This is a genomic window from Bradyrhizobium jicamae, assembly GCF_018130695.1.
Lineage (GTDB): Bacteria > Pseudomonadota > Alphaproteobacteria > Rhizobiales > Xanthobacteraceae > Bradyrhizobium > Bradyrhizobium jicamae_B.
Genome location: NZ_JAFCJX010000024.1, coordinates 54131 through 78058 on the forward strand (window position 1 = coordinate 54131; position 23928 = coordinate 78058).

General features: G+C 65.7%; 24 protein-coding genes and 1 pseudogene. 14 read left to right on the plus strand and 11 right to left on the minus strand.

Annotation, left to right across the window (positions count from 1 at the left end; genetic code table 11):
* Position 1 precedes the first annotated feature (1 nt).
* Positions 2-2230, plus strand: a complete 2229-nt coding sequence (locus tag JQ604_RS29745; protein WP_212364255.1) for a DUF5682 family protein — start codon at positions 2-4, stop codon at positions 2228-2230.
* Positions 2227-3402, plus strand: a complete 1176-nt coding sequence (locus tag JQ604_RS29750) for a VWA domain-containing protein (protein ID WP_212364256.1) — start codon at positions 2227-2229, stop codon at positions 3400-3402. Before JQ604_RS29745 ends, JQ604_RS29750 begins: the two co-directional genes overlap by 4 nt.
* 4 nt (positions 3403-3406) lie before the next feature.
* On the opposite strand, the gene JQ604_RS29755 is transcribed toward JQ604_RS29750, so the two are convergent.
* Together JQ604_RS29755 and JQ604_RS29760 are read right to left on the minus strand one after the other, a co-directional pair.
* On the minus strand, positions 3407-4630 hold the full coding sequence (locus tag JQ604_RS29755; protein WP_212364257.1) for an MFS transporter: 1224 nt from the start codon (positions 4628-4630) through the stop codon (positions 3407-3409).
* A gap of 69 nt (positions 4631-4699) precedes the next feature.
* Positions 4700-5191: a MarR family winged helix-turn-helix transcriptional regulator gene (locus JQ604_RS29760; protein WP_212364258.1), complete on the minus strand. Its 492-nt coding sequence runs from the start codon at positions 5189-5191 to the stop codon at positions 4700-4702.
* A 148-nt stretch (positions 5192-5339) separates the two neighbouring features.
* On the opposite strand from JQ604_RS29760, the gene JQ604_RS29765 reads away from it, so the two are divergent.
* On the plus strand, positions 5340-5756 hold the full coding sequence (locus tag JQ604_RS29765) for an Ohr family peroxiredoxin (protein WP_212364259.1): 417 nt from the start codon (positions 5340-5342) through the stop codon (positions 5754-5756).
* A 102-nt stretch (positions 5757-5858) separates the two neighbouring features.
* Positions 5859-6266 carry a cupin domain-containing protein gene (locus tag JQ604_RS29770; RefSeq protein ID WP_212364329.1) on the plus strand — a complete coding sequence of 136 codons (408 nt, stop codon included), beginning with the start codon at positions 5859-5861 and terminating at the stop codon, positions 6264-6266.
* 113 nt (positions 6267-6379) lie between these two features.
* Here JQ604_RS29770 and JQ604_RS29775 read toward each other — a convergent pair whose 3' ends face one another.
* The 4 genes from JQ604_RS29775 to JQ604_RS29790 all read right to left on the minus strand — a co-directional run bounded on the left by JQ604_RS29775 (position 6380) and on the right by JQ604_RS29790 (position 9320).
* The gene (locus JQ604_RS29775) at positions 6380-7564 is read right to left on the minus strand and encodes an MFS transporter (RefSeq protein WP_212364260.1); all 1185 of its coding nucleotides are present in this window, start codon (positions 7562-7564) and stop codon (positions 6380-6382) included.
* Complete coding sequence (locus JQ604_RS29780) at positions 7561-8103, minus strand: GNAT family N-acetyltransferase (protein WP_212364261.1); 543 nt, start codon at positions 8101-8103, stop codon at positions 7561-7563. Before JQ604_RS29780 ends, JQ604_RS29775 begins: the two co-directional genes overlap by 4 nt.
* A gap of 185 nt (positions 8104-8288) precedes the next feature.
* Positions 8289-8540: a hypothetical protein gene (locus tag JQ604_RS29785; protein ID WP_249158840.1), complete on the minus strand. Its 252-nt coding sequence runs from the start codon at positions 8538-8540 to the stop codon at positions 8289-8291.
* 39 nt (positions 8541-8579) lie between these two features.
* A complete protein-coding gene (locus JQ604_RS29790; protein ID WP_212364263.1) occupies positions 8580-9320 on the minus strand; it encodes a DUF899 domain-containing protein in 741 nt (246 codons plus the stop codon).
* Positions 9321-9405: 85 nt separating this feature from the next.
* Between JQ604_RS29790 and JQ604_RS29795 the strand changes: the two genes are divergently transcribed.
* The 3 genes from JQ604_RS29795 (at position 9406) to JQ604_RS29805 (ending at position 12322) form a co-directional block, all read left to right on the plus strand.
* Positions 9406-10626 carry a helix-turn-helix domain-containing protein gene (locus tag JQ604_RS29795; RefSeq protein WP_212364264.1) on the plus strand — a complete coding sequence of 407 codons (1221 nt, stop codon included), beginning with the start codon at positions 9406-9408 and terminating at the stop codon, positions 10624-10626.
* Positions 10627-10662: 36 nt separating this feature from the next.
* Positions 10663-11310, plus strand: coding sequence for a Vgb family protein (locus tag JQ604_RS29800; protein ID WP_212364265.1), 648 nt, complete (start codon positions 10663-10665; stop codon positions 11308-11310).
* A gap of 139 nt (positions 11311-11449) precedes the next feature.
* Positions 11450-12322 carry a bifunctional helix-turn-helix transcriptional regulator/GNAT family N-acetyltransferase gene (locus JQ604_RS29805; RefSeq protein ID WP_212364266.1) on the plus strand — a complete coding sequence of 291 codons (873 nt, stop codon included), beginning with the start codon at positions 11450-11452 and terminating at the stop codon, positions 12320-12322.
* 78 nt (positions 12323-12400) lie between these two features.
* On the opposite strand, the gene JQ604_RS29810 is transcribed toward JQ604_RS29805, so the two are convergent.
* Complete coding sequence (locus JQ604_RS29810; protein WP_212364267.1) at positions 12401-13414, minus strand: esterase; 1014 nt, start codon at positions 13412-13414, stop codon at positions 12401-12403.
* Positions 13415-13521: 107 nt separating this feature from the next.
* On the opposite strand from JQ604_RS29810, the gene JQ604_RS29815 reads away from it, so the two are divergent.
* Complete coding sequence (locus JQ604_RS29815) at positions 13522-14022, plus strand: peptide deformylase (RefSeq protein WP_212364268.1); 501 nt, start codon at positions 13522-13524, stop codon at positions 14020-14022.
* Between the two features lie 159 nt (positions 14023-14181).
* On the opposite strand, the gene JQ604_RS29820 is transcribed toward JQ604_RS29815, so the two are convergent.
* On the minus strand, positions 14182-14973 hold the full coding sequence (locus JQ604_RS29820) for an AraC family transcriptional regulator (protein WP_212364269.1): 792 nt from the start codon (positions 14971-14973) through the stop codon (positions 14182-14184).
* 95 nt (positions 14974-15068) lie between these two features.
* Between JQ604_RS29820 and JQ604_RS29825 the strand changes: the two genes are divergently transcribed.
* Positions 15069-16625: a carboxylesterase/lipase family protein gene (locus JQ604_RS29825; RefSeq protein ID WP_212364270.1), complete on the plus strand. Its 1557-nt coding sequence runs from the start codon at positions 15069-15071 to the stop codon at positions 16623-16625.
* A 342-nt stretch (positions 16626-16967) separates the two neighbouring features.
* Here JQ604_RS29825 and JQ604_RS29830 read toward each other — a convergent pair whose 3' ends face one another.
* The 3 genes from JQ604_RS29830 to JQ604_RS29840 form a co-directional block, all read right to left on the minus strand.
* The gene (locus JQ604_RS29830) at positions 16968-18029 is read right to left on the minus strand and encodes a sigma-70 family RNA polymerase sigma factor (RefSeq protein WP_349631157.1); all 1062 of its coding nucleotides are present in this window, start codon (positions 18027-18029) and stop codon (positions 16968-16970) included.
* A gap of 10 nt (positions 18030-18039) precedes the next feature.
* Entirely contained in the window at positions 18040-18801 is a 762-nt protein-coding gene (locus tag JQ604_RS29835) for an SDR family NAD(P)-dependent oxidoreductase (RefSeq protein WP_212364271.1), read from the minus strand.
* Between the two features lie 165 nt (positions 18802-18966).
* Entirely contained in the window at positions 18967-19761 is a 795-nt protein-coding gene (locus JQ604_RS29840) for an SDR family NAD(P)-dependent oxidoreductase (protein ID WP_212364272.1), read from the minus strand.
* A gap of 368 nt (positions 19762-20129) precedes the next feature.
* Between JQ604_RS29840 and JQ604_RS29845 the strand changes: the two genes are divergently transcribed.
* The 5 genes and pseudogenes from JQ604_RS29845 (at position 20130) to JQ604_RS29865 (ending at position 23824) form a co-directional block, all read left to right on the plus strand.
* Entirely contained in the window at positions 20130-21221 is a 1092-nt protein-coding gene (locus JQ604_RS29845) for an alpha/beta hydrolase (RefSeq protein WP_212364273.1), read from the plus strand.
* Positions 21222-21271: 50 nt separating this feature from the next.
* Positions 21272-22384 (plus strand): alpha/beta hydrolase, encoded by a 1113-nt coding sequence (locus JQ604_RS29850; RefSeq protein WP_212364274.1) that lies wholly within the window; start codon positions 21272-21274, stop codon positions 22382-22384.
* A 14-nt stretch (positions 22385-22398) separates the two neighbouring features.
* Positions 22399-22827, plus strand: a complete 429-nt coding sequence (locus JQ604_RS29855) for a carboxymuconolactone decarboxylase family protein (RefSeq protein ID WP_249158844.1) — start codon at positions 22399-22401, stop codon at positions 22825-22827.
* Between the two features lie 15 nt (positions 22828-22842).
* A complete protein-coding gene (locus tag JQ604_RS29860) occupies positions 22843-23313 on the plus strand; it encodes a (R)-mandelonitrile lyase (RefSeq protein WP_212364275.1) in 471 nt (156 codons plus the stop codon).
* 34 nt (positions 23314-23347) lie between these two features.
* Positions 23348-23824 (plus strand): annotated as a pseudogene (locus tag JQ604_RS29865) (peptide deformylase).
* The last annotated feature ends 104 nt before the right edge of the window (positions 23825-23928 follow it).

Here is a 23928-nt window from a genome sequence, read left to right on the forward strand (position 1 = left end):
CATGCCCGGCGAGATCTTCCTGTTCGGCATTCGCCACCACGGCCCGGGCTCGGCCCGGCGGCTGGAGGAAGCGCTCGACGCGCTCAAGCCGGTTGCGGTGCTGATCGAAGGGCCGGCGGACGCGTCGGATCTGCTGCCGATGCTCGCAGACCCTGACATGACGACGCCGGTGGCACTCCTCACCTATGCCGAGGACAATCCGGCCAACGCCAGCTTCTTTCCATTCGCCGACTACTCGCCGGAATATCGCGCCGCGCGCTGGGCGGTGCGCCACGGTGCAGCGCCGCGCTTCATCGATCTGCCGGCGTCGGATCGTCTCGGCGTCGCGAGCAGCGACGCTGTAGACGAAGCCGCCGTCCCTACTGAAGAAGATCCGATCAGCCGCGATCCGATCGGCGCGCTGGCGACGGCTGCGGGTTATGACGACGGCGAATCCTGGTGGTCCGACGTCATCGAGGAAAATCCGGAGTCCGGTCCCGTGTTCGCGGCCGTCGCCGATGCGATGACGGCGCTGCGCGCGGAGTCCGGTCCGTTGTCGACCCGCGAGGCCGCGCGGGAAGCGCACATGCGGATCGAGATCGCGAAGACCGCCAAGGAGTGCGACGGCGCGATCGCGGTCGTGTGTGGCGCCTGGCACGTGCCGGCGCTGAGCGAACGCCGCAGCCTCGCTTCCGACAAGGAATTGCTAAAGGGACGGCCGAAGGCGAAGATCAAGGCGACCTGGGCGCCATGGACCGCACCGCGGCTGGCGCGCGCCAGCGGCTATGGCGCGGGCGTCGTTGCGCCCGGCTGGTGCGCGCATGTCTGGGACACGCGCGACGGCACCGATCGCGGCTCGACATGGCTCGCCAAGGTCGCGCGCGTGCTGCGCGACCGCGGACACTTCGTGTCGACCGCGTCCGTGATCGAGGCACTGCGGCTCGGGACCACGCTCGCAGCACTTCGCGACCGTCCCTCGCCCGGCTTCGAGGAATTGCGCGAGGCGGCAATCGCCTGCCTGTGCGGCGGCGAGCGTGCATTGTGGAACGACGTCGCGAACGAACTCTTGATCGGCGCCGGCGTCGGGTCGATTCCCGCCGGCACGCCGCTCGCGCCGCTGCTGGAGGATCTGCAGCGCCAGCAGAAGGCGTGCCGGCTGAAGCCCGAGGCACTGGAGCGGCCACTGACGCTCGATCTGCGCAGCGACAGCGGCCTGCAGCGCTCGACGCTGCTGCACCGTCTCAATCTGCTCGACGTGCCCTGGGGCCGGCTGACCGATGCCGGGCGCAGTCGCGGCACCTTCCGCGAGAACTGGCAGCTGCGCTGGGAGCCGGAATTCGCGGTGCGGCTGGTCGAGAATCTGATCCACGGCTCGACCATTGCGGATGCCGCGGGCGGGCGCGTGACCGATGCGATGCGGGAGGCCGCCGAGCTCGATACGCTGGCGACGCTGGTGCGCAATGCGATGATTGCCGACTTGCCGCGCGCCACCGAATTCGGCATCGCGGCATTGGAAGCGAAGGCCGCGTTGACCAGCGATTGCCACGCCCTCCTCGCCGCGCTTCCGCCGATGGCCGACATCCTGCGCTATGGCGAGGCGCGCGCCGGAACGGTCGAACATCTCGCCGCGCTGATGCCGCGCATCGTGATACAGGCGGCGCTCGCTCTGCCCTATGCCGCGCGCAATCTCGACGCGGCGGCCGCCGCCAAGCTGCGCGGCGCGATGCTCGCGGCTGACGGCGCGATCCAGCTTGCCCAACTCGAAGCCGACGTGGTGGCCGGCTGGCGCGACGCGCTGCAGACGCTGCTGCGTGACAACCAGGTGAGCCGGCTCGTCGCCGGCGCTGCCGCGCGGCTGCTCTACGAGGTCGAGCTGCTGACCGCGGATGCCGCCGCCGAGCTGCTGGCGCGGATGCTGTCGCCGGGCACGGCGGTCGCGGACGCCGCCGGCTTCTTCGAAGGTTTCTTCGAGGGCGCAGGTCAACGGCTGATCCATGATGCGGCGCTGCGCGGCGCGGTCGATAGCTGGCTGATGACGCTGGATCCGGAGACCTTCACCGCCAATCTGCCGCTGTTCCGACGCGTGTTCGCAGCGCTCGACCGCACTGAGCGGCGTCGGCTGATGGACTCCCTGTTCGGCCGCAGCGGCGGCGGCGCCAAGGGGTATCGGCTGATTCCAGGCGCCTCCGACCTCTGGCCGAAGCACCAGGCCCGCGTGATCGAACTCCTCACATCCGGAGCGCCGCGATGAGCGAGATGGACGAACGCAACCGCCGCTGGACGTTGGCGCTCGGTGTCGATCCCGAGGCGGAAGGCGCCGCGCTGTCCGACAGCGACCGGCGGATGTCGGAGGCGCTCACCGCGCTTTATGGCGACGGCGACGAGGCGCCGAAGAAAGGCCGTGGCGGTCTCGGCGGATCGGCGCCGCGGGTGGCGAAATGGCTCGGTGACATCAGGGAATTCTTCCCCGCGCCCGTGGTGCAGGTGATCCAGAAGGACGCCTTCGAGCGCAAGGGCCTGCGCCAGATGCTGATCGAGCCGGAATTCCTCGCCACCGTCGAGGCCGACGTCAATTTGATCGCAGACCTGGTCTCGCTGCGCGGCGTAATGCCCGACAAGACCAAGGAGACCGCGCGGGTCGTGATCGCCAAGGTGGTCAAGGAGCTGATGGAGCGGCTCGAGCGGCGTACCGCGGATGCGATCCGTGGCGCGCTGAACCGGTCGCAACGCACTCACCGGCCGCGCTTTTCCGACATCGACTGGCCGCGCACCATCAAGGCCAATCTGCGCCACTATCAGGCCGAGCATCGCACCGTGGTGCCGGAGCGGCTGATCGGCTTCATGCGCCACCAGCGGCGGATCGTCGATCTCGACGAGGTGGTCCTGTGCGTCGACCAGTCCGGCTCGATGGCGACCTCGGTGGTCTATGCCTCGATCTTCGCGGCGGTGATGGCCTCGCTGCCGGTGGTCGCGACCAAGCTCGTCTGCTTCGACACCGCGATCGTCGATCTCACCGAGGAGCTCGCCGATCCCGTCGAGGTGCTGTTCGGCGTCCAGCTCGGCGGCGGCACCGACATCAACCGCGCGGTGGCCTATTGCGAGGACAAGATCGAGCGGCCGACCAAAGCCCATCTGATCCTGATCACCGACCTCTATGAGGGCGGCAATGCCGATGCGCTGGTCGACCGGCTGGCGCGGATCGCGGTGCGCGGCGTCAACGTGATCGTGCTGCTGGCGCTGACCGACACCGGACGCCCCGCCTACGATCCCGCGCTCTCGGCCAGGGTCGCAGCCCTCGGCATCCCCGTGTTCGCCTGCACGCCCGATCAGTTTCCCGACCTGATGGCCACCGCCCTGAAGCGCGAGGACGTCGCCGCCTGGGCCGCGGACCAGGATATCAAGCTGATCCGCTCCGAAAGTTAGCGCCTCACGCCGGCGCCGGCATCGGTTGCTGCGGCTCGACCTTCGGGATCGGCTTGAAGTTCATGATGATCAGGAACGCGCCGAGGCCCATGATGCAGGAGCCGATATAGAGCCATGCGTAGCTCGCAAAGGTGTCGTAGATCAGCCCGCCCGCGAGCGGGCCGGTCGCCATGCCGAGGCTGCCGGCCATCGCGGTGCCGCCAATCACAGTGCCCATCATGCGCAGCGGGAAATTGTCGCGCGCGAGCGCCGCATAGAGCGGCATGGTGCCGGCATAGATGAAGCCGAACACCGCGGCGACTGCGTAGAATGCGGCGAGCTCGCGCACGAAGACGTAGCCGAGCGCGCCGAATGCCTGCGCCAGCAGACCGAACACCAGCACGCGCTTGGCGCCGAAGCGGTCGCCGAGCAGGCCGAAGCCGATGCGGCCGAACAGTCCCGCAAAGCCTTCCATGCTGTAGATCGTGACGGCCGCCGCGAGCGGAATGCCGCAGCTCACCGCATAGCTGACGGTGTGGATGATCGGGCCGGAATGCGTGGCGCAGCAGAAGAAATTGGTCGCGAGCAGGATGATGAATTGCGGCGAGCGCAGCGCCTGCGCCATCGACATCTCTCCGGACGCGGCCGGGCCGCCCGCTGGCGAAGCGGCAGCGGCCTGCAGGGCCGGCGGACGGCGCACCAGCAGCGACGCCGGGATCATGATCGCGGCGACGATACCGGCGACGATCTGCATCGAGGTCCGCCAGTCATGGTGCGAAACCAGCCAGGCGACCATCGGCGCCATCGTCATCGGCGCAATGCCCATGCCGGCCGAGACCAGCGACACCGCAAGGCTGCGATGGGTATCGAACCAGCCCGTCACCGTCGCCATCATCGGCGCGAAGATCGCGGCCGTTGCGCCGCCGACCATCAGGCCGAAGATGAACTGGAACGCGATCAGCGATGTCGCCATGCTCGCGAGCGCAAGGCTCAGCGCAATCACGATCGAGCCGGTCAGCACCACCGGCAGCGGCCCGATGCGGTCGGACAGCGTGCCCCAGATCATGCTTGAGAAGGCCATCGCGAGGAAGCCGATGGTCATCGCGCTCGATATGCCCGTCACCGACCAGCCGGTGTCGTGCGCGATCGGCTGCAGCAGCACCGGCAACGAAAACATGCCGCCGATCGCAACGCAGCCAAGCGTGCCACCTGCCGCCACGATCACCCAGCGATAGCTCGAATTGGTCATTCCTGATCTCCCTGTCTTCCCGTTCGGAATGAAGACGAACGGGACAGACCGGATTCCGACATCCGAGCCTCACTTTTTTGCGAGCTGACGTCCACCCTCCCTTGCCCCCTCGCCCCCGGTGCTGCGCAGGAGATTGTCGCGCAGCCGGCTCACCGTCTGCTGCACGACCGGAAATTCGTCGCCGAGGCCGGTCGCTGCGACCATGGGATGGCCGATATCCTTCTCGATCAGCTTGCGGCCCGCGGGCGTCAGGCTGACACGCACCTGCCGCTCGTCGGCGGCATCGCGGCGGCGCGCGATGTAGCCCATCTGCTCGAGCTTCTTGAGGATCGGCGTCAGCGTGTTGGATTCCAGAAACAGCTTTTCGCCGAGCGCGCTGACGGTCTGCTCGTCCTCCTCCGACAGCGCCACCAGCGTGATGTACTGGGTGTAGGTCAGCCCGACCGCATCCAGGATCGGCTTGTAGGCCCGGCCGAACGCCAGATTGGCGGAATAGACCGCAAAGCACAGGAAATTCGAAAGTTTTCGCTCGCGCGGGGCGGCTTTCGGGGCACGGGTCACGGGGAACCTCCGGAATTTGTGATCTCGCCGGCAATATATATCGTATCCGATTAAATCGGAAGAGCTTGACTTGGTCGAGACACCGGCCTATTTCACATCGCATCAGATTAAATCGGACACGATCAATATTCACCAGAAGGAGTTCGCCATGACCGCCACTGCAACATCAACCGCCGCGAAGGTCCTCTTCACCGGCAAGACCCACACCACCGCCGGCCGCAACGGCGCCGCGCGCTCGGCCGACGGCTTCGTCGACGTCAAGCTGGCGCAGCCGCATCCGGCCGCCGAAAACCTGTTCGGCGCCGCCTGGTCGGCCTGCTATCTCGGCGCGATCCAGCTCGCCGCAGCCCAGCGCAAAGTGAAGCTGCCCGCTGAGCCCGCTGTCGATGCCGAGATCGACCTGAACCAGGCCGGCGGATCCTTCTTCCTGCGCGCCCGTCTCAACGTCAGCCTGCCCGGCATCGACCGCGCGGTTGCCGAGGAGCTGATCGAGGCCGCGCACGGCATCTGCCCCTACTCCAAGGCCGTCCACGGCAACATCGACGTGACCACGACGCTCGCCTGATCGCGGCAGCGCGGACAATACGCCATGCCAATCTACCTCCCCGACGCGGACCGGCCGCATCACGGCCAAGTCCGCGGTCCGGACCAGACAAAGGAATTCGTCATGACCAGCCTCTTGAAGGCGCGCGTCCTCGCCCGCGCCGCCCTGCTCGCCGCAAGTTTCCTCACCATCCCGAGCGCCCAGGCGCAGCAAGCCGGCATCACCCGCACCGATTTGCAGCGCCGCGACCTCAGCGCACCCGGCCGCGAAGCGATCCAGGTCCGCGTCGACCTCGCGCCCGGTATCGCCTTCCCCAACCACACCCATCCCGGCGAGGAGATCATCTACGTGCTGTCGGGTACGATCGAATACGACGTGGCCGGCAAGCCGACCACGCTGAAGGCCGGCGACGTGCTGTTCATTCCGGCGGGTACCGTGCACGCGGCGAAGAATGTCGGGAACGACAATGCGAGCGAGCTTGCGACATACATCGTCGAGAAGGGCAAGCCGACGCTGACGCTGGCGAAGTGATGGATGCCGAAGCGCGCCGCGCCGGAAGTCCGTAGCCCGGATGGAGCGCAGCGAAATCCGGGACAGCTTCTCCGCAGATCGACCGCCCCGGATTGCGCTTCGCTCCATCCGGGCTACGGCTTCTCCGTCCGAGGAAACAGCATCCACAACAACACCGCCGCAACGAGCGTCACGCAGGCGATGCCGGTCGACAAATACAGCACGCCAGCGTTGCCGATGCGGTCGATGACGACGGCATAGACCAGCGGGGCCGCCGCCGGCAGGATGAAGCTCGGCACGATGAGGCGGCCGACCAGCGTGCCGTAGCTCCCGACATCGAACAGCACCAGCGGCAAGGTGCCGCGCGTGATCGTGAGGATGCCGTTGCAGGCGCCGTAGAGCAGCGCAAAGGCAATTGCCATCGCGGTCGAGGCGCCGCTGAACAGTCCGGCGATGAAGGACAGCGGCGTGATCAGGCAGGCCGCCAGGTTGAGCGCGACGGGATCGATCCGTCTGCCGAACAGGACTTCGCAGAGACGCGCCGCCGATTGTCCGACGCCGCGCAATGTTGCGATCCACACTGCAACTGAGGCGCTGAGCCCGAGACCCGTGAGCACGGCGATCATGTACGCGGACAGGCCGGCGTTGAGGAAATTGGCACCGGTCGCGATCACCGCATAGAGCCCTCCTCCGATCAGCACGCTGCGCGGATCGGACGCGCGCAGCTTTCGCCGTTCGGGATCGTCGTGACGCGGCACGCCGGCGTATCGATGCGTCGGGATGGCGAGATGCAGCGGGATCGTCAGCAGCGCGACGGCTGCGTAGACGAAGAGCGCGATGCGCCAGCCGAAATGCTGCGAGAGGATGTGGCCGAGCGGCCAGAACACCGTGGCGGCGAGTCCACCGAGCAGCGTGATCTCCGCCATGGCCCGGCGTGCGTCGGGTCCGCCGATCCGCGCCAGCGCCGCGAAGGCGGCATCGTACAGCGTCAGCCGCATGCCGACACCGAGCACCATCCAGGCGGCGAAATAGAGGCTCGTCTGTTGCGCTGACGCGAGTCCGGTACAACCGGCCGCATTGACCAGCGCGCCGGTGACCATGACGTCGCGGCCGCCGCGGCGATCGACCCATTTTCCGACCAGCGGCGACGTGACGCCCATCACCAGGAGCGCCATTGCAAAGCCGCCATAGACGATGTCGCGGCTCCAGCCGAGATCGGCGGCGATCTCTTCGCCAAAGCCGCCGATCAGATAGTAGGTAACGCCCCAGGAGATCAGCTGGGCCAATCCAAGGGCGACTACGACCCGCCGCGCGATCACGTCGCGACGTCTCCCGGCGATGTGGCCGCGCCGGGGCCGAGCGCGCGCTGCATCAGCACGGTGTCGACCCATTGCCCGAGCTTGAAGCCAACCGAGGCAAGCGTGCCCACCGGCTGAAAGCCCATCCGGCGATGCAGCGCGATCGAGCCGGCATTGGCGCTGTTGCCGATCACGGCCAGCATCTGCCGCCACGGCCCCGCCTCGCAGCGCGCGATCAGCTGGTGCAGCAAGGCGGCGCCGATGCCGCGCCCGTGCACCGTGTCTGACACATAGACGGAGTCTTCGATCGTATGACGATAGGCCGGCCGCGGCCGATAGGAGGTCGCGTAGGCATAGCCGACGACCTGCCCGCCGAGCTCGGCGACGAGAAAGGGCAGTCCGGCCGCGACCACGGCGGCGCGACGTGCGCGCATCTCGTCAGTGGTCGGCGGCACCTCCTCGAAGGTCGCCAGTCCCGTCAGCACATACGGCGCGTAGATCCGCTGCACCTCGGCCATGTCGGCTTCCGCCGCAGGCCGGATCACGACCTCCCTGCTCATGTCCCTCGTCTCGCCTTGCTCGATTGCACTGCCCGAGCATGCGGCGTTCGCCTCTATAAGTGAAGCTTTGGGAGCTTATGCAGAGCATAAGGGATGCTTTGACTTCGTAGGATGGGTGGAGCGAAGCGATACCCATCATCTCGCCACGCGGCACGAATGGTGGGTTTCGCTGCGCTCTACCCACCCTACGAGTCCTCGCGCCATCTCGTGACCAGCCGCAGCCACGGCGGCAGATGGAAGGCGCACATCAGGAGATACATCGCGACCATGCCGGTGAATGGCGATGCATCGGACGCGCAGAGCATCGCGGGCATATTGCCGTCATGAAGACCGGTGACCAGCGCCATGACGGCGAAAGTTGGTGCCGCCGCTAGTGATAGCCAATGCGCAGGGCGCGGCCGAACATCTGGGGCAATTGCATCCATCGTGCTGGACATCATGCATCTCCTCGCGTTCGGCCGTGCCTACCTGAAGACCTACCCGTTCCGCTTGCGGAACGCGGCCTCGCCGGCATCCGACACGGCGACCCATTTCGGATCGGGCGCGGCGTTGGGGACGTAGCTGTCGTGCCAGTTCCACCATTTGTAGGGCCGGGTCTGCGGATAGCCCTTCGGCGAATCCTCCCACTCCTCCTGGCGGCCGAGCGCGGTCATGTCGAGATAGCTCCACACCGTGCCCATCGCCTCGTCGCCGCGGCTGTTGATCATGTAGGTGCGGAAGATGCGGTCGCCGTCGCGGATGAAGGCGTTGTGGCCGTGCCACTGGTCGACGCCGTGATCGAGGTCGAAATTGTCCGTGATGCTGTACCAGGGGATATGCTCCCACCCCATCCTCGCCTGCAGCCGCTTGATATCGGCCTGCGGCGCGCGCGAGGCGAAGGCCAGTGACGTGTCCTTGGCGTGCAGATGGCTGAGATGGCTGACCTGGTCGGCGACCATGGAGCAGCCGATGCAGGCATGCTCCGGCCAGCCATGGACGCCGGGCTCGAAGAAGGCGCGGTAGACGACGAGTTGATGTCGCCCCTCGAACAGGTCGTTGAGGCTCGCTTTGCCATTGGGACCATCGAACGTATATGTCTTGTCGACAGCCTGCCACGGCATCCGCCGCCGCTCGGCGGCCAGTGCGTCGTGGGCGCGGGTCAGTTCCTTCTCCTTGACGAGCAGTTTTTCACGCGCGGCTGTCCACTCCTGGGGTGAGACGATGTTTGGCGTGTTCATGGTGTAGCTTCCTTCCTATGGTTCGTGACCTTGGCTTAACGCGCCACATCGAGGCGGTGGGAGTGACAAGTGTGACGGGATTTCGATGGACTCGCTGATCACGGCGGCAGCGCGGGCCCTCGCCGCGGGAGATCTCCTCGGCGTGTTGAAGCGGGTTGCGCTGCGCGAGGACCCGCCGGCGCTTGCGCTTCGCGGCATCGCGATGGCCCAGCTCGGCGATTACGCGCGCGCGAAGGCTCTGTTGCAAAGCGCGGCGCGTGCGTTCGGTTCCCGTGAAACCGTGGCGCGGGCGCGCTGCGTCGTCGCGGAGGCCGAAATCGCGCTGGTGTCGCGGGATCTCGGCTGGTCGCCGCAGGCCCTTGGTGCAGCGCGTGCAACATTGGAACGGCATGGCGATCGCCTGAACGCCGCGCATGCCAGGCATCTCGAGGTGCGGCGTCTGCTCTTGATCGGCCGGCTCGACGATGCCGAGCGCGCGCTCGACGGCCTCGACGTGGCGCCGCTGCCGCCGGCCTCGCGCGCGGCGCATGATCTGGTCGTTGCAGGAATTGCAATGCGGCGGATTCGCGCGAAGGCCGCGCGGGCGGCGCTGATGCGGGCCAGGCAGGCTGCGCTGGAGGCCAGCATCCCTGCCCTGATCGCGGAGGTGGACGGCGCGCTGCACGCGCTGAACATGCCGGTGGCGCGGCTGATCGCGAACGGTGAAGAGAAGCAGCTGCAGCTCGACCACGTCGAAGCGGTGCTGACATCCGACACTGTTGTCGTGGATGCGTGCCGGCATGTCGTGCGCGGTGGGGATCAAGTGGTGTCGCTGGCAAAGCGCCCTGTCCTGCTCGCGCTGGCGCGGGCGCTTGGCGAAGCCTGGCCTTCCGACCTCGGACGCGACGAGCTGGTCCGGCGCGTGTTCCGCGCCAAGCGCGCCGATGAATCGCATCGCGCGCGGCTGCGGGTCGAGATCGGACGGCTCCGCACCAAACTGCGGCCGCTGGCGAGCGTGAGCGCGACGGCGCAGGGCTTTGCGCTGACGCCACGCCGCGCAGCCGGGATCGTCGTGCTGGCGCCGCCGGTCGAGGATCAGCATGCCGCCGTGATCGCCTTCCTCGCCGACGGCGAGTCGTGGTCGAGCTCGGCGCTGGCGCTCGCGCTCGGCGCCAGTCCGCGCACGGTGCAGCGCGCGCTCGACCAGCTTGCGGTCGCGGGCAAGGTGCAGGCTTACGGCCGCGGCCGCGCACAACGCTGGATGACGGCGCAGGTCGCGGGTTTCACGACAACCTTGTTACTCCCGGGTCCGCTGCCGAGCGACTAGATGATGATCATGCCCCCGGCAATTGAGAGTGCAGCCATGAAAACTTCTTCAGCCGAAATCCTCCGCGAATACGGCCCCTATCCCGAGGCCGCGCGCGTCAACGGCGTGACCTTCGACGGCCGGCATGTCTGGATCGCTTCGGGCGACAAACTGATCGCGCTCGATCCGGACAGCGGCAAGCCGCAGCGCACGATCGATGTCGCCTCCCATGCCGGCACCGCCTTCGACGGCAAGCACCTCTATCAAATCGCCGAAGACCGCATCCACAGGATCGACCCGGCCAGTGGCCGTATCCTGCACACGATTCCGGCGCCCGGCGGCGGCGGCGATTCAGGTTTGGCCTGGGCGGAAGGATCGCTGTGGGTCGGCCAACATCGCGACCGCAAGATCCACCAGATCGATCCCGAGACCGGCGCGATCCAGCGCACCATCGAGAGCAACCGCGTCGTCACCGGCGTCACCTGGGTCGATGGCGAGCTCTGGCACGGCACCTGGGAAGGCGAGGAGAGCGACATCCGGCGTATTGATCCGCAAACGGGAAAAGTGCTGGAGCGGCTGGAAATGCCCGCGGGCACCGGCGTGTCGGGCATGGAGAGCGACGGCGGCGATACCTTCTTCTGCGGCGGTGGCGGCAGCGGCAAGCTGCGCGCGGTGCGGCGGCCGAAGCGGGCGAAGGCGACGTGAGCGCCCGACGCATGCATCTCTCTTTCGTCATGGCCGGGCTCGTCCCGGCCATCCACGTCTTTGGAACCGAGACGTGGATGCCCGGCACAAGGCCGAAGCTTGTTGACCTGCCGATAATATCTGACTAAAGTCAGATATCATGCTTGACCCCGTCACCCGCGTTCGCCGCTTCAACCGCGCCGTCACAAGAGCCGTCGGCGCGCTCGACACCTCGTTCCTCGGCCGTGGCCGGCCGCTCGGCGCGGCGCGGGTGCTGAATGCGATCGGGCATGGGCGCTCGGAGGTCGGCGAGGTCAGGGATTATCTCGGACTCGATTCCGGCCTGATGAGCCGCCTGCTCCGCAGTCTCGAAGACGAAGGACTGATCGAGACATCAGCGCATGGCGACGACGCCCGCCGACGCGTCGCGAAGCTGACGCGCGCGGGCAAGCGCGAGTTCAGTGCCTATGAGGCGCTCTCCAACAGCCAGGCGGAGGATTTTCTCGCCCGCAACACGCAACGCGAAGCCTTGCTGGCGGCGATGGACCTGATCGCGTCGGCGCTCGGCCGCGACGCGACAGATTTGCGCGAGATGGATCCGCGCGGCGACGAGGCGCGCTACTGCCTCGGCGAATATTACGCCGAGCTCGCGCGCCGCTTCAAACAGGGCTTTGACGTCAAGCTGTCGCGCGACCCCGATGCTGCTGACATGGTGCGCCCGCGCGGCAGTTTTGTCGTCGCGATGTCCGACGGCCTGCCGATCGGCTGCGTCGGCCTGAAAGGCAGCGGCAGCGAGATCGCGGAGATCAAGCGGCTGTGGGTCGCGCCGTCAGCGCGCGGCCTCGGCCTCGGCCGCCGCCTGATGGACGCGGCAGAGGCCGCCGCGCGCGAGCTCGGCATCGCGGTGCTCAGGCTCGACACCAACAGCGCGCTCCCCGAGGCCGGCCAGCTCTATCGCCGCACCGGCTGGACCGAGATCCCGCGGTTCAACGACGATCCGTATCCGGATCTGTTTTTCGAGAAGCGGTTGTAGGGCGGATTAGCGTTAGCGTAATCCGCCATCCTTCGCCGCGATACGCGTCGGTGGATTACGCCTATCGGCTAATCCACCCTACCGCAGCCCCTGCTTCTCGATCCAGTCATTGACCAGCTTCGCGATGTCGTCGGAGTTGCGGTCCATCATCATCATGTGGGTGTTGCCCTTGATCCCCATCTTGGGCAGCTCGAACGTATCGACCTTGCCGCCGGCGGAGGCAATCGCCTGGCTCCATTTGGTCGGATTGACCACGAGCTTCGACCACACCGGCACGCGGTCGATGTAATCGCCCCACACGATCAGATGCGGCACGTCCTTCAGCCTGGCGGCATCGGCCTTGGCGGGATCGGGCGCACCCGAGGGCTCGATCGCGATCAGCGCCTTCACCTTGTCGGGCGCGTTGAGCGCGGCGGTGAAGCCGAAATTGCCGCCCTGGCTGTGCACCACGACGATGCACGGGCACACCTTCTGCACCAGCGCGTCATAGGCCTTCTGCGTCGCCGCATCATTGGTCGCCCAGCGCGGGATGCCCTGCTTGGCGAATTGATCGAACGCCTCGATCGGAAACTGCTCGCCGTCGAACGCCTCGCGCTTGCCGCCGACCTCGTAAGCCGGCCCGATCCGGAACAGCTCCCAGGCTTCCTTCTTCGGCCGGAAGAACGGTTCGCTCTTGAAGATTTCCGGATAGCGCGCCCAGGAGGCGCGGCCGCGCTCGACCGCATCCGAGACGTAGACGTCATAGCCGGCGTTGAGGAAGAACTGCTGCCAGCCCGGCTTGCCGTCGGGCTTGGTCTCCCAGGTGACGCCCGACAAGCCGCCGCCATGCCAGAGCAGCAGCGGCAGTTTCGACTTCGGCGCGGCCTGCTTGACGTACTGCACATACATCTGCTCGACCTCGAACTCGCCGTTCGGATCGACCTTGATCGGCGGCGCGCCGGGCGAGAACACGATCTCCTTCGAGGCAAGTCCGTTCAGCGTCTCCGTGCGGCCGCCGACATGGAAGCTGCCGACCTCCTTGACGAGATAATCGGCCGCCGCCGGCGTCGCCGCCGTGACGATGGCAGCCAGAGTGATCGCGATCGCGCGCATGAGTTTGCCTCCCCGGATTGATATTGTTGTGCGCATTGTTATGCCATGCGCCGATGCACGGCAATTTTGGACGTGCTAGAAGGGCCCGGCAAAACGAAATAGCTCACATGCCGCTGCGTCCGATCATCCGCTATCCCGACCCGCGCCTCGCCCTGCCCGCCGCGCCCGTCACCGCCTTCGACGACGGCTTGCGCGAGCTCGCGCAGGACCTGCTCGACACCATGCACGCCGCCCCCGGCATCGGCATCACCGCGCCGCATATCGGCGTCGCCTTGCGCGTCGTCGTGCTCGACCTCGGCGACAGCGACGGCGCGCGGACTTACGTCAATCCGGAGATCGTCCAGGCCTCGGCGGAGATGATCATGCACATGGAAGGCAGCGTCTCGATGCCCGGCGTTCGCGACGAGATCGAACGTCACGCTCGCGTGCGGGTCAGCTATCAGGACATCGACGGCATCAGGCAGAGCGAGGAGTCCGAGGGACTGCGCGCAGTTTGCCATCAGCATGAGATCGATCAGCTGAACGGCCTGTTCTGGATCAAGCGGCTGTCACGGCTGAAGCGGGAGCGGCTGATCAAGCGGTTCGAGAAGATGGGGCGGAATTCGTAGGGCGGTTGGTCCTGTTGCGTCACAAAAGTCCAAGCCCCTCATCCTGAGGAGCTTGCGAAGCAAGCGTCTCGAAGGACGAGGCCACCAGCCGGGCCACATGGTTCGAGACGCGCTGCGCGCTCCTCACCATGAGGGACAACATACACCCTACCCCGTGCCTCACGGCTTGAACGCGACACCATCGATATATTTCGCCGGCGGCTTGCCCAGCGCCTTCTTGAACATCGTGATGAAGGCCGTGACGGACTCATAGCCGAGATCGGCCGAGACTTGTTGCACGCTGGCGCCGGCGGCGAGTTCGCGGATCGCGACGATCAGGTGCAGCTGCTGGCGCCAGCGGCCGAAGGTGAGCCCGGTCTCCTTGACCACGAGGCGCGCGAGACTGCTCTCGCTCAGCGCGACGCGATCGGCCCATTCCGCCAGCGTGCGGCGATCGGACGGGTCTTTTGCAAGGCTTGCAGCAATCCGCTTCAAGCGCGGCTCGGACGAGAGCGGCAGATGCAGCTGCTGCACGGGCATACGCGGGAGCTCACGCAGCAGCACGCTCGTCAGGAGGTCCACGCGCTCATCATCGTCAGCGGCCTGATCGGACAGCTCGACGATCACTTCACGCAGCAGCGGCGAGATCGACAGCGTGCAGCAGCGATCCGGCAGCGCGACATTGTCGGGCGCGATGTAGACGAAGAACAGCCGCGCATTGGCGGTCGCGCGATTGCTGTGCGGCATGCCGCCGGGAACCCACACCGCGCAATGCGGCGGTACCATCCACAGGCCTGACGGCACGCGGCAGGTGACGCCGCCGCCCAGCGCAAAGACGAGCTGCCCCTTGCGGTGGCTGTGATCGGCCACCTCTGCTTTGGTACCTGTGACGTCGACGCGCACGGCGATGACCGGCGCGGCGACGGCGTCCACATCGAGGTTCAGCCAGGGATACTGGAGGGGCTGTCGCATGCCTGACAGTTTTTAGCGATTGATTGGCTGAATATCTAAATTCGCCGGACGGCAAAGTCGATAGGTTTCCGCTCACACAATCAGGAAACACGACCGTGCACGCCCCTATTTCCAGACCTGCCGAACTCGGACGAGAGGTCCGTACCCAATCCGGTCTCGTGCGCGGTCACGCGCGCGACGCAAACGGCGTGCTGGCGTTCAAGGGCATCCCCTACGCGACGCCGCCGGTCGGGCTGCTGCGCTGGCGCACGCCGCAGCCGCGCGCGCCCTGGGTCGGCGTGCGCGACGCCCTCACCTTTGGTGCCGGCTGTCTTTCATCGCTCGAGAATGATCACCGACCAGGGCCGCGCAGCGAGGATTGCCTCTATCTCAACGTCTGGACCGCCGCGACAGAGGCTCACGAGAAGCGGCCCGTGATGGTGTGGATTCACGGCGGCGGTTTTCAGTTCGGCTCATCCGCCAATCCGTCCACCGATGGTGGGCGGCTCGCCGCCAAAGGCGTCGTCGTCGTCAGCTTCAACTATCGCCTCGGCATCTTCGGCTTTCTCGCCCATCCCGATCTCGACGCTGAGGCACCTTCAGGCAATTACGGCCTCAGGGATCAACTGGCGGCGCTGCGCTGGGTCAAAGCCAATATCGCTGCCTTCGGCGGCGACCCTGATAACGTCACCCTGTTCGGCGAATCCGCCGGCGCGATGGCCGTTGGCATCCTGATGGCCTCTCCGCTCGCGCATGGCTTGTTCCACAAGGCGATCGGACAGAGCGGCGCATTCTGGGATGGCCGGCACGGACCACTGCAAAGCTTCGACGAAGCCCGCGCCCGCGGCGTCGCCTTCGCGCGCGGGCAAGGCAACGCGTCGATATCAGCCTTGCGCGCCATACGCGCCGAGCAGCTGAACGCAGCCGCGTCCTGGAACTTCAAGATGGACCACGTCGTATCGGCGTTCTCACCGAGTATCGATCGCCACGTCGTGCCCGACGTGCCCGCCCGACGCTTCCTGCGCGGCGAGCAGATGCGGATCCCCCTGCTCGCCGGCTGGAATGCCGCGGAGGAATTTCCCTTCATGGCACAATCGCTCCCCGCTCAATCGGCGCAAGCCTTTCGCGCCGCAGCCGAGACGATGTTCGGCAAAGAGCGCATGGCGGATTTCCTGAAGGTCTACCCCTCCGCGACCGACGCGGAAGCAAAGGTCTCCGCCGCCGCGCTCACCGGCGACACCGTGATCGGCGAACAGGTCTGGCAGTGGCTGCGGCTGCATCGCCTGGGCGGAGCGCCCGTCTACGGCTACCATTTCAGCTACACCTCGCCCTACACGCCGATCGCCTCGCACGTCACCGAGATCCCGTTCGTGTTCGGCACGTTGACGCCGCAGCAGGTGATCGGGTGCGCGGTGCCGCCGGCGGAGGAGGATCGAGCGTTGGCGGAGACGATGATGAGCTACTGGGTGAATTTCGCGAGGTGCAGCGATCCGAATGGATCGGGTCTGCCGGTGTGGCCCGCGTATGAGACAGATGTCGTGCAGATCATCGGCACAACAATCGAGTCCGGCGCAAATCCGCAGGCCGCACGCTTGCGGTTTCTCGGCAGCTTCAGGCAGGACGGAGTCTTGCCGACACGTTGGCGGGAGATGGCATCGACGACAGCACGATGACCTCGCCGCTCTGGACTGCAATCGCCCTTATCGTCTCTTCGATCGAGGGCCCCCCTGTCCCGAACCGACCATGGACGGAAGACAGGAACAGGCCCGTCCGGCCCGGACCAGGCGATCGCGTCGGGCAAGACGCGTGAGTGCCTGCGCAGCTCGTTGCCAAGATGCAGCGGAGCCTTGACGGAAACGCCGGTGCCCGCAGGCAGGCCTTCCACATCTCCGAGACCGCGGCGACCATCGTTGCAAATTGTAACGGGGCTTCCCATCTTCCGAGGTCACTCGGGTTCGAGCGTGGCAGACGATAGGGCCGAGGCGACTGCGCCACCTGACAGTCTCGTCGTTTCGTCAAGCTCCCAAGACCATCGGCCGTTGGAGCACCGTGAAGAGCTTCTGGGCGAGCGGCTGCATAAACATCGTCATCGTGCCAATCCCATCTTCGTTTAGTGCCAAGAGCTGGATGGAATGCGCGTTCCAGCGGCCTTCCGCGCCCAAGGAATAGAGGGCGAACGCGGGCTGCAGGTTCGCGCCGACCGGGACGAGACGGAAGCCGCGATAGGCTGGCCAAACGGCTCCGAAGAATCCCCTGATGGAGCGGCGGCCGTGATACCATTCTCGCCAAGGCGGCATCGAACAGACGGCGTCCTCCTTCAGGAGCGCGACAAAGCGTTCGAGGTCGGCACTCTCCCACGCCTGCACATAGCGTTCCAGCAGGCTCCGCTGGTGCTCATCGGCCATTGGGACCAGTGGAGCGGCGCGACCAAGTGTGGCCAGCCTAGCTCGCGCCCTCTGCAGCGCGCTGTTCACGGACGCGACCGAGGCGTCGAGCACAGCGGCGACCTCGATCGCGGACCAGCCGAGGACATCGGCCAGCAGCAGAACCGCACGCTGGCGCGGCGGTAGCTGCTGGATCGCTGCGATGAACGCGAGGCGGACGGACTCGCGCAGCTCGTAGCGGGCATCTGGGCCGGCGGCCGGATCCGGCAAGTTCTCCAGCTCGGCGTCCGGATAGGGCTCGACCCACAGCGATTCCGCATCCGGCCGCCCCCGCGGCCGTTCGCTAGACGGGCCGCCCAGTTGGTCAGGCATCAACCGGCCGCGCCTCGAACGGCTCGCCACCATGTTGAGGGCCACATTCGTCGCGATCCGATAGAGCCAGTTCTTGATCGAGGCGCGCGCCTCGAAATCGTCGAAGCCCCGCCAAGCACGCAGCATTGTTTCCTGGACCGCATCCTCGGCCTCGTGCAGGGAGCCCAGCATGCGATAGCAATGCAGCTTGAGCGCGCGGCGATGCGCCTCGGCCGCCTTGGCGAAGTCGGCGCGACCGGGTGGAACGCCGCCGACAGAGCCCACGAGCGTCCTGTCTTTCATTGCAACACGCTCAAACTTCCAGCTCCACAGCTCTTCCACTTTGGCATCTTCAACTCGCCGCCGCCATGCCATTGGCTGAAATGGTGAAGATCGATCCGGGCTCCACCGGTGGCTTCTTTGCAACGTCGAGCACCGCCTCGGCCACATTTGTGGGCGACTGTCGCGGCCCCATATTGTCGAGAAATTTTTCCGCTGTAACGCCGAGGTATTGAGCGTAGCCATTCACTGCGGCCTGCCCGAGGTCGGTCTCTGGCATGACGCGGGAGGGTACGAGCGCCATGAAGCGGATGCCGAGCTCCAGGCGATCGGATTCGGCTTGGCAGTACTTGGCGATGAACATTTGCATGCGCTTGGCGCCGGCATAACCGCCCGAGATCGGCGAGCCGCCAAGGCCGGCGCCGCTAGAAATAATCACGACGGTCGAGCCCGGCGCGAGTGGCGCCCGCAGCGCCGCTCGGCAGAACAGGAAGGCCATCTTGGTGTCGACCTCCCAATTCACCCCGAATTCGGCCCAGGTGAGCTCGGATATCGGCCGGACCGGAGGCGTAGCGCCGCCGCAGATGACCAAGAGGTCGGGCCTCGTCTTCCGGAAGACTTTCCGTGGCGCGGCTTCGGTCGCGGCGTCCAGCGCCATCGTCTCAACGCTGCGCGTGCGCTTCGCGAGCTCGGCCAGGCCGCGTCCTTGTCTGGCGACCGCCAGGACCTGCGCGCCCTCGGCCGACGCGCGCTGCACGATCTCGCGTCCGACGCCCCGGCTCGCGCCCAGCACGACCACGCGCTTGCCCTGTAGCGGCCCATTCTCCGACGACATGGTTCAAATCACCTCAGATATCATTGTCGTTGTCGAGATCGCGGGCGACGGGAAACTCATCGGTCCGGCGAAGACTCTTTAGGTTCGCCCGCCGCACCGAAGCGATCGGCAGCCCACGCCTCAACGCAGATGGACCTCGACGTACTGTGCGATGCGGACTGCCCGTTAATCGACGATGAGCCCGCCGGTGAGGTTGGCCACGGTCCCGGTCACGCCGCTCCCTCGGTCGGAGGCCAGGAAGGCGGCCATCTCCGCCACTTCCGAAACCCGGGACGAGCGCTTGCGATGCGTCAGGCTTTCGCCGAAGGCTTGGAACTGCTCTCGGGAGATCCCCATCGCCTCAGCATGGAGACCGTAGACAACGTCAATCGTCTTCGTCTCCGGCATGCCCGACGAGCGGATACAAACTGCGCGGACACCGTTAGCGCCGAATTCCGCGGAGAGATTGCGGTTCAAGGCCTCCATAGCGGCCCAGGCGGGGCCCATTCCGCCAACTCGAGCCAACCCGAGGCGAGCCGGCTCGGGCGTGTTCATCAGCAACACGCCCGAGCCCTGTTCGGCCATCCGCCGCGCGGCGGCCCGCGCCGTCAGAAAGTGCGACCGGAGGTAGAGGGTGATCGGCGCGGCGAAGGCATCCACCGACAGCTGAGCGATCGGGATGCCCTGGGTCCCGGGCTGCGGGACAGGGGTAATGCCGTTGAACGAAACGTCGAGCCGTCCCGTAGCCTCGAAGACCCTGGCAACGTGGCCTTCGACAGCCGCTTCGTCGAGGGCGTCGACCTGGAAGGCCTCCGCCGCTCCGCCGGCGGCAACGATCTCCCGTGCGACCCGCTCGACCTTGTCCAGCGTGCGGCCCGAAAGGAAAACCTTGGCGCCTTCGCGAGCGAATGTCCGGGCCACGGCGCCTCCGATTGCCCCTCCGGCGCCATGGATTATTGCGGTCTTGTTTTCGAGCAGCATAGCCAGTCCCTTCCCATTTCGGGTTGACGCGCGAGGAGGCGGCTGGTCTTGCCACCGCCTTGGTGTGCGTGCTGTGAAGACCGTCGATGTCCGCGAAATTCATCGGCGCCGCTGTAAAAAACGAGCGCTGGCGGATTTGCGCGCCATGCTTGCCGGCGCAAACGATCGGCCCGCTCCGGCTCCCAATGCTCGGACGCCATCGAAAAAAGACCGTCAGCGCGCCCTGCTCGATATGACGGTCTCTCGTTGCGAGCGATGTCTGCGTTCATTCATGAGCCAAATTCATAAACGCTATCGCATCCAGCTGTCTAATCAAACACCGGCGCCCGCGCTACGTTCAGGACCGATCCCGAACAATCGAAAATGCAATGACGATTTTCTCCTCTTGGACGCATCTGCTCGCGCTATTGCCCGTCGCTGTCGGCATCGCTGCAATTCCCGTGGCGATCGCCCAGCAGGCTGGCAGGCGGGAACCGCTCGTCATCCAAGAGCAAGGGAGCTTCGCCGTCGGCGGCACGATTCTGAGCCGTCCAGGCACCTACAACAACAATTCGCCCACCGCCGAAGGGCAAACCCTTCATGGCGATCATCTTTATGCTTCCTATCAAGTGCCGCAGAACCCGAGGCGGCTACCCATCGTCATGCTGCATGGCGCCTATCAGTCGGCGCGCAGCTGGGAGACCACTTCAGATGGCCGCGAGGGGTTTCAGAACATTTTCCTGCGTCGGCATTTCGCAGTCTATCTGGCCGATCAGCCGCGTCGTGGACGGGCGGGAAACAGCACGGTCGCTGCGACGCTCGAGCCGTCCCCCTACGACCAGCTCTTCTTCGACCAGTTCCGGCTCGGCAAGTGGCCCAACTACTTCGACAACGTCCAGTTCGATCGCAAGCCAGAGACGCTGGACCAGTTCTTTCGTTCGGTTACGCCCAACACCGGCCCCTACGATGTCGGCGTGATCTCGGACGCCATGTCCGCGCTGTTCGCAAAGATCGGTCCGGCCACCCTCTTCACGCATTCGCAGGGTGGCGGTCCGGGCTGGCTGACGGCGATCAAGAATCCCAACGTCAAGGCGATCGTCGCCTTCGAGCCGGGCAGCGGCTTCATCTTCCCGGAAGGCGAGTTGCCTGCGGAGATGCCGAGCGCAGCCGGCACGCTGAAGCCTGAAGCCGTGCCGCTCGCGGACTTCGAGAAACTGACGCGCATCCCGATCGTCATCTATTACGGCGACAACTTCCCGGTCGAGCCAACCACAGAGCGCGGTCAGGACAACTGGCGGGTGCGGCTGGCCATGGCCCGGCTCTGGGTCGACACCATCAACAAACATGGCGGCGACGCCCAACTGGTCCATCTTCCAGATATCGGAATCCGCGGCAACACGCACTTCCTGATGTCCGACTTGAACAATGTCCAGATCGCCGATCAGGTCTCACGGTTCCTCGCCGAGAAAACACTGGATTGATCCGCCCGCGCGGACGATCGGCGCTGCGGATCAGAGATTTGGAGTTCGAGATGAACGACGAAATCATCAACAAGGGTCGGCGCGCGTTGCTCGGAGCCTCCGCACTTGGTGTTTCAGCTGCAATGTTAGGAGATCCAGCAATGATCCACGCAACGGCCGTTGCAGCCGACCACAAGCAGAATCCGCTCACCCTCGTCTACGACGGCGCCATCACGAAGAACGAGCCGGGCAACGTCAACATCCATCCGGCCACCTACAGGCTCAATGGCCTGGACATCGTCGCCAACGTCTACACGCCAGCGAACTATGATCCGAACCAGAAGTATCCTGCGATCGTCATGGCGCACCCGAACGGCGGGGTGAAAGAACAGGTCGCGGGCCTCTATGCTCAGCATCTCGCTGAACAGGGCTACATCACGATCGCAGCCGAAGCCGCATATCAGGGAGGTAGCGGTGGCGAGCCGCGCAGCGTGGACAAGCCACAATTCCGCATCGACGACATTCATGGCGCAGCGGATTTCATCACCCGATTTCCCGGCGTGGACGCCAGCCGCCTCGGCCTGTTTGGAATTTGCGGTGGCGGCGGCTACGCTCTCGCCGCGGCGAAGACCGACAAGCGCTTCAAGTCGATCGCGACCTTGAGCATGTTCAATTCAGGGCGGGTTCGCCGCAATGGCTACGCGGACTCGCAACTGGGGACAGTCCAGGCCCGGCTCCAGCAGGCGTCGAATGCGCGCGCCCGGGAGGTCGCCGGCGGAGAAATTCTCTATTCGGGGGATGCCAATCTGACGGATGCGCAGATCGCCGCGCTGCCCTTCGATCTCTATCGGCAAGGCTATGAATACTATTGGAAAACCCACGCCCACCCCGGCTCGACCTTCAAGTACACCACGAGCAGCTTGCTGGACCTGATGCGCTGGGATGCCGCCGACCAGATCGAACTCATCAACACGCCGTTGCTGATGATCGCCGGCAGCAAGGCCGACAGCTTGTACATGACCGAGGATGTCTTTGCCAAAGCCAGCGGCACGAAAGACAAGGAACTGTTCAAGATCACCGGCGCGACCCACATCGAAACCTATTGGATTCCCGAATATGTCGAGGCGGCGATGGGCAAGCTGACGCCGTTTTTTACCCGAACCCTCGTCTCCGACCGTTCATAAGCGAGGAGACAGCATTGAAGACGCTCACCAGGAATCTGCTCGTCACGGCCAGCCTGCTTCTAGCCGGAGGATTGTCCACCATGGCTAACGCCCAAAATCAGATACCCGCTGCCTCCGACGCGGCACCTGCCCCGCAGCAGTCGCGCGCGCAGCAGCTGATGGGCGACGTCGCGCCCAAGCTCGCCGAACTGACAGATGACGTGTTGTTTGGCGATGTCTGGGAACGGCCCGGCCTCGCCAAGCGAGATCGGAGCCTGATCACGGTCGCAGCGTTGGTGGCGCTCAACCGCCCCGAGCAGCTCCGCTCCCACATAGCCCTTGCGCGCCGCAATGGCGTGACCGAGCAGGAGATCGTCGAAACAATCACCCAGCTCGCCTTCTATGCGGGCTGGCCCAACGCGATCACCGCCGTCGGCGTTGCCCGCGAAGTCTTCAAAAATTGACGGGGTTACGAGTGAATGAAGTCCCCCGTAGCGGCGCTCCTCATCTTTGTCTTCGGCGCCTCGGCGGCGTCAGCCCAGTCTGATCTCATGATCACCGTCACGCGTCCGGGATCGCAGCCGTCCAGCGCAGGTCCTGCCGAGAACTTCACTGGTTCAGTGAGGGTCGACTCCCGATTCAAGGGAACTGCCCCTGCCCGCATCGGCGGAGCAATCGTGACATTCGAGCCGGGCGCCCGTACGGCCTGGCATACCCATCCACTCGGCCAGACCCTCATCGTCACGGCGGGCATCGGCCTTGTCCAGGAATGGGGCGGCGCCATTCAGGAGATCATGCCGGGCGACATCGTATGGATTCCACCGCGTGTGAAGCACTGGCACGGAGCCACCCCGACCAACGGCATGTCGCATATCGCCATCTCGGAATCGCTCGACGGCAAGTCCGTCGAGTGGATGGAGAAGGTGACGGACGAACAGTATCGACGATAGCCGGCGCTTTGAGTCGCCGCGATAGGCACGCCCCGTGTGGGTGATCCGCTCTACGCGCTCGCCCGCAGCCGTCACCGCCTTCGACGACGGCTTGCGCGACCTCGCGCGGGACCTGCTCGACACCATGCACGCCGCCCCCGGCATCGGCATCACCGCGCCGCATGTCGGCGTCGCCTTGCGCGTCGTCCTGCTCGACCTCGGCGACAGCGAAGGCGCGCGGACTTACGTCAATCCGGAGATCGTCTAGGCCTCACCCGAGATGATCATGCACATCGAAGGCAGCGTCTCGATGCCCGGCGTCCGCGACGAGGTCGAACGCCACGCCCGCGTCCGCGTCAGCTATTGGGATGTTGATGGCAACAAGCGGAGCGAAGAGTCAGAGGGCCTGCGCGCGGTCTGCCATCAGCATGAGATCGATCAGCTGAACGGCCTGTTCTAGATCAAGCGGCTGTCACGGCTGAAGCGCGAGCGGCTGATCAAGCGGTTCGAGAAGATGGGGCGAACGAGCTAGATTAGCACGCGATGCTATGCGTTCTGTCGCGATAGAACTCTAATGATCACATTTTTTATTCGCATATCCTTCATAGAGGGGTCGATTGATCGCGGCATCGTGTC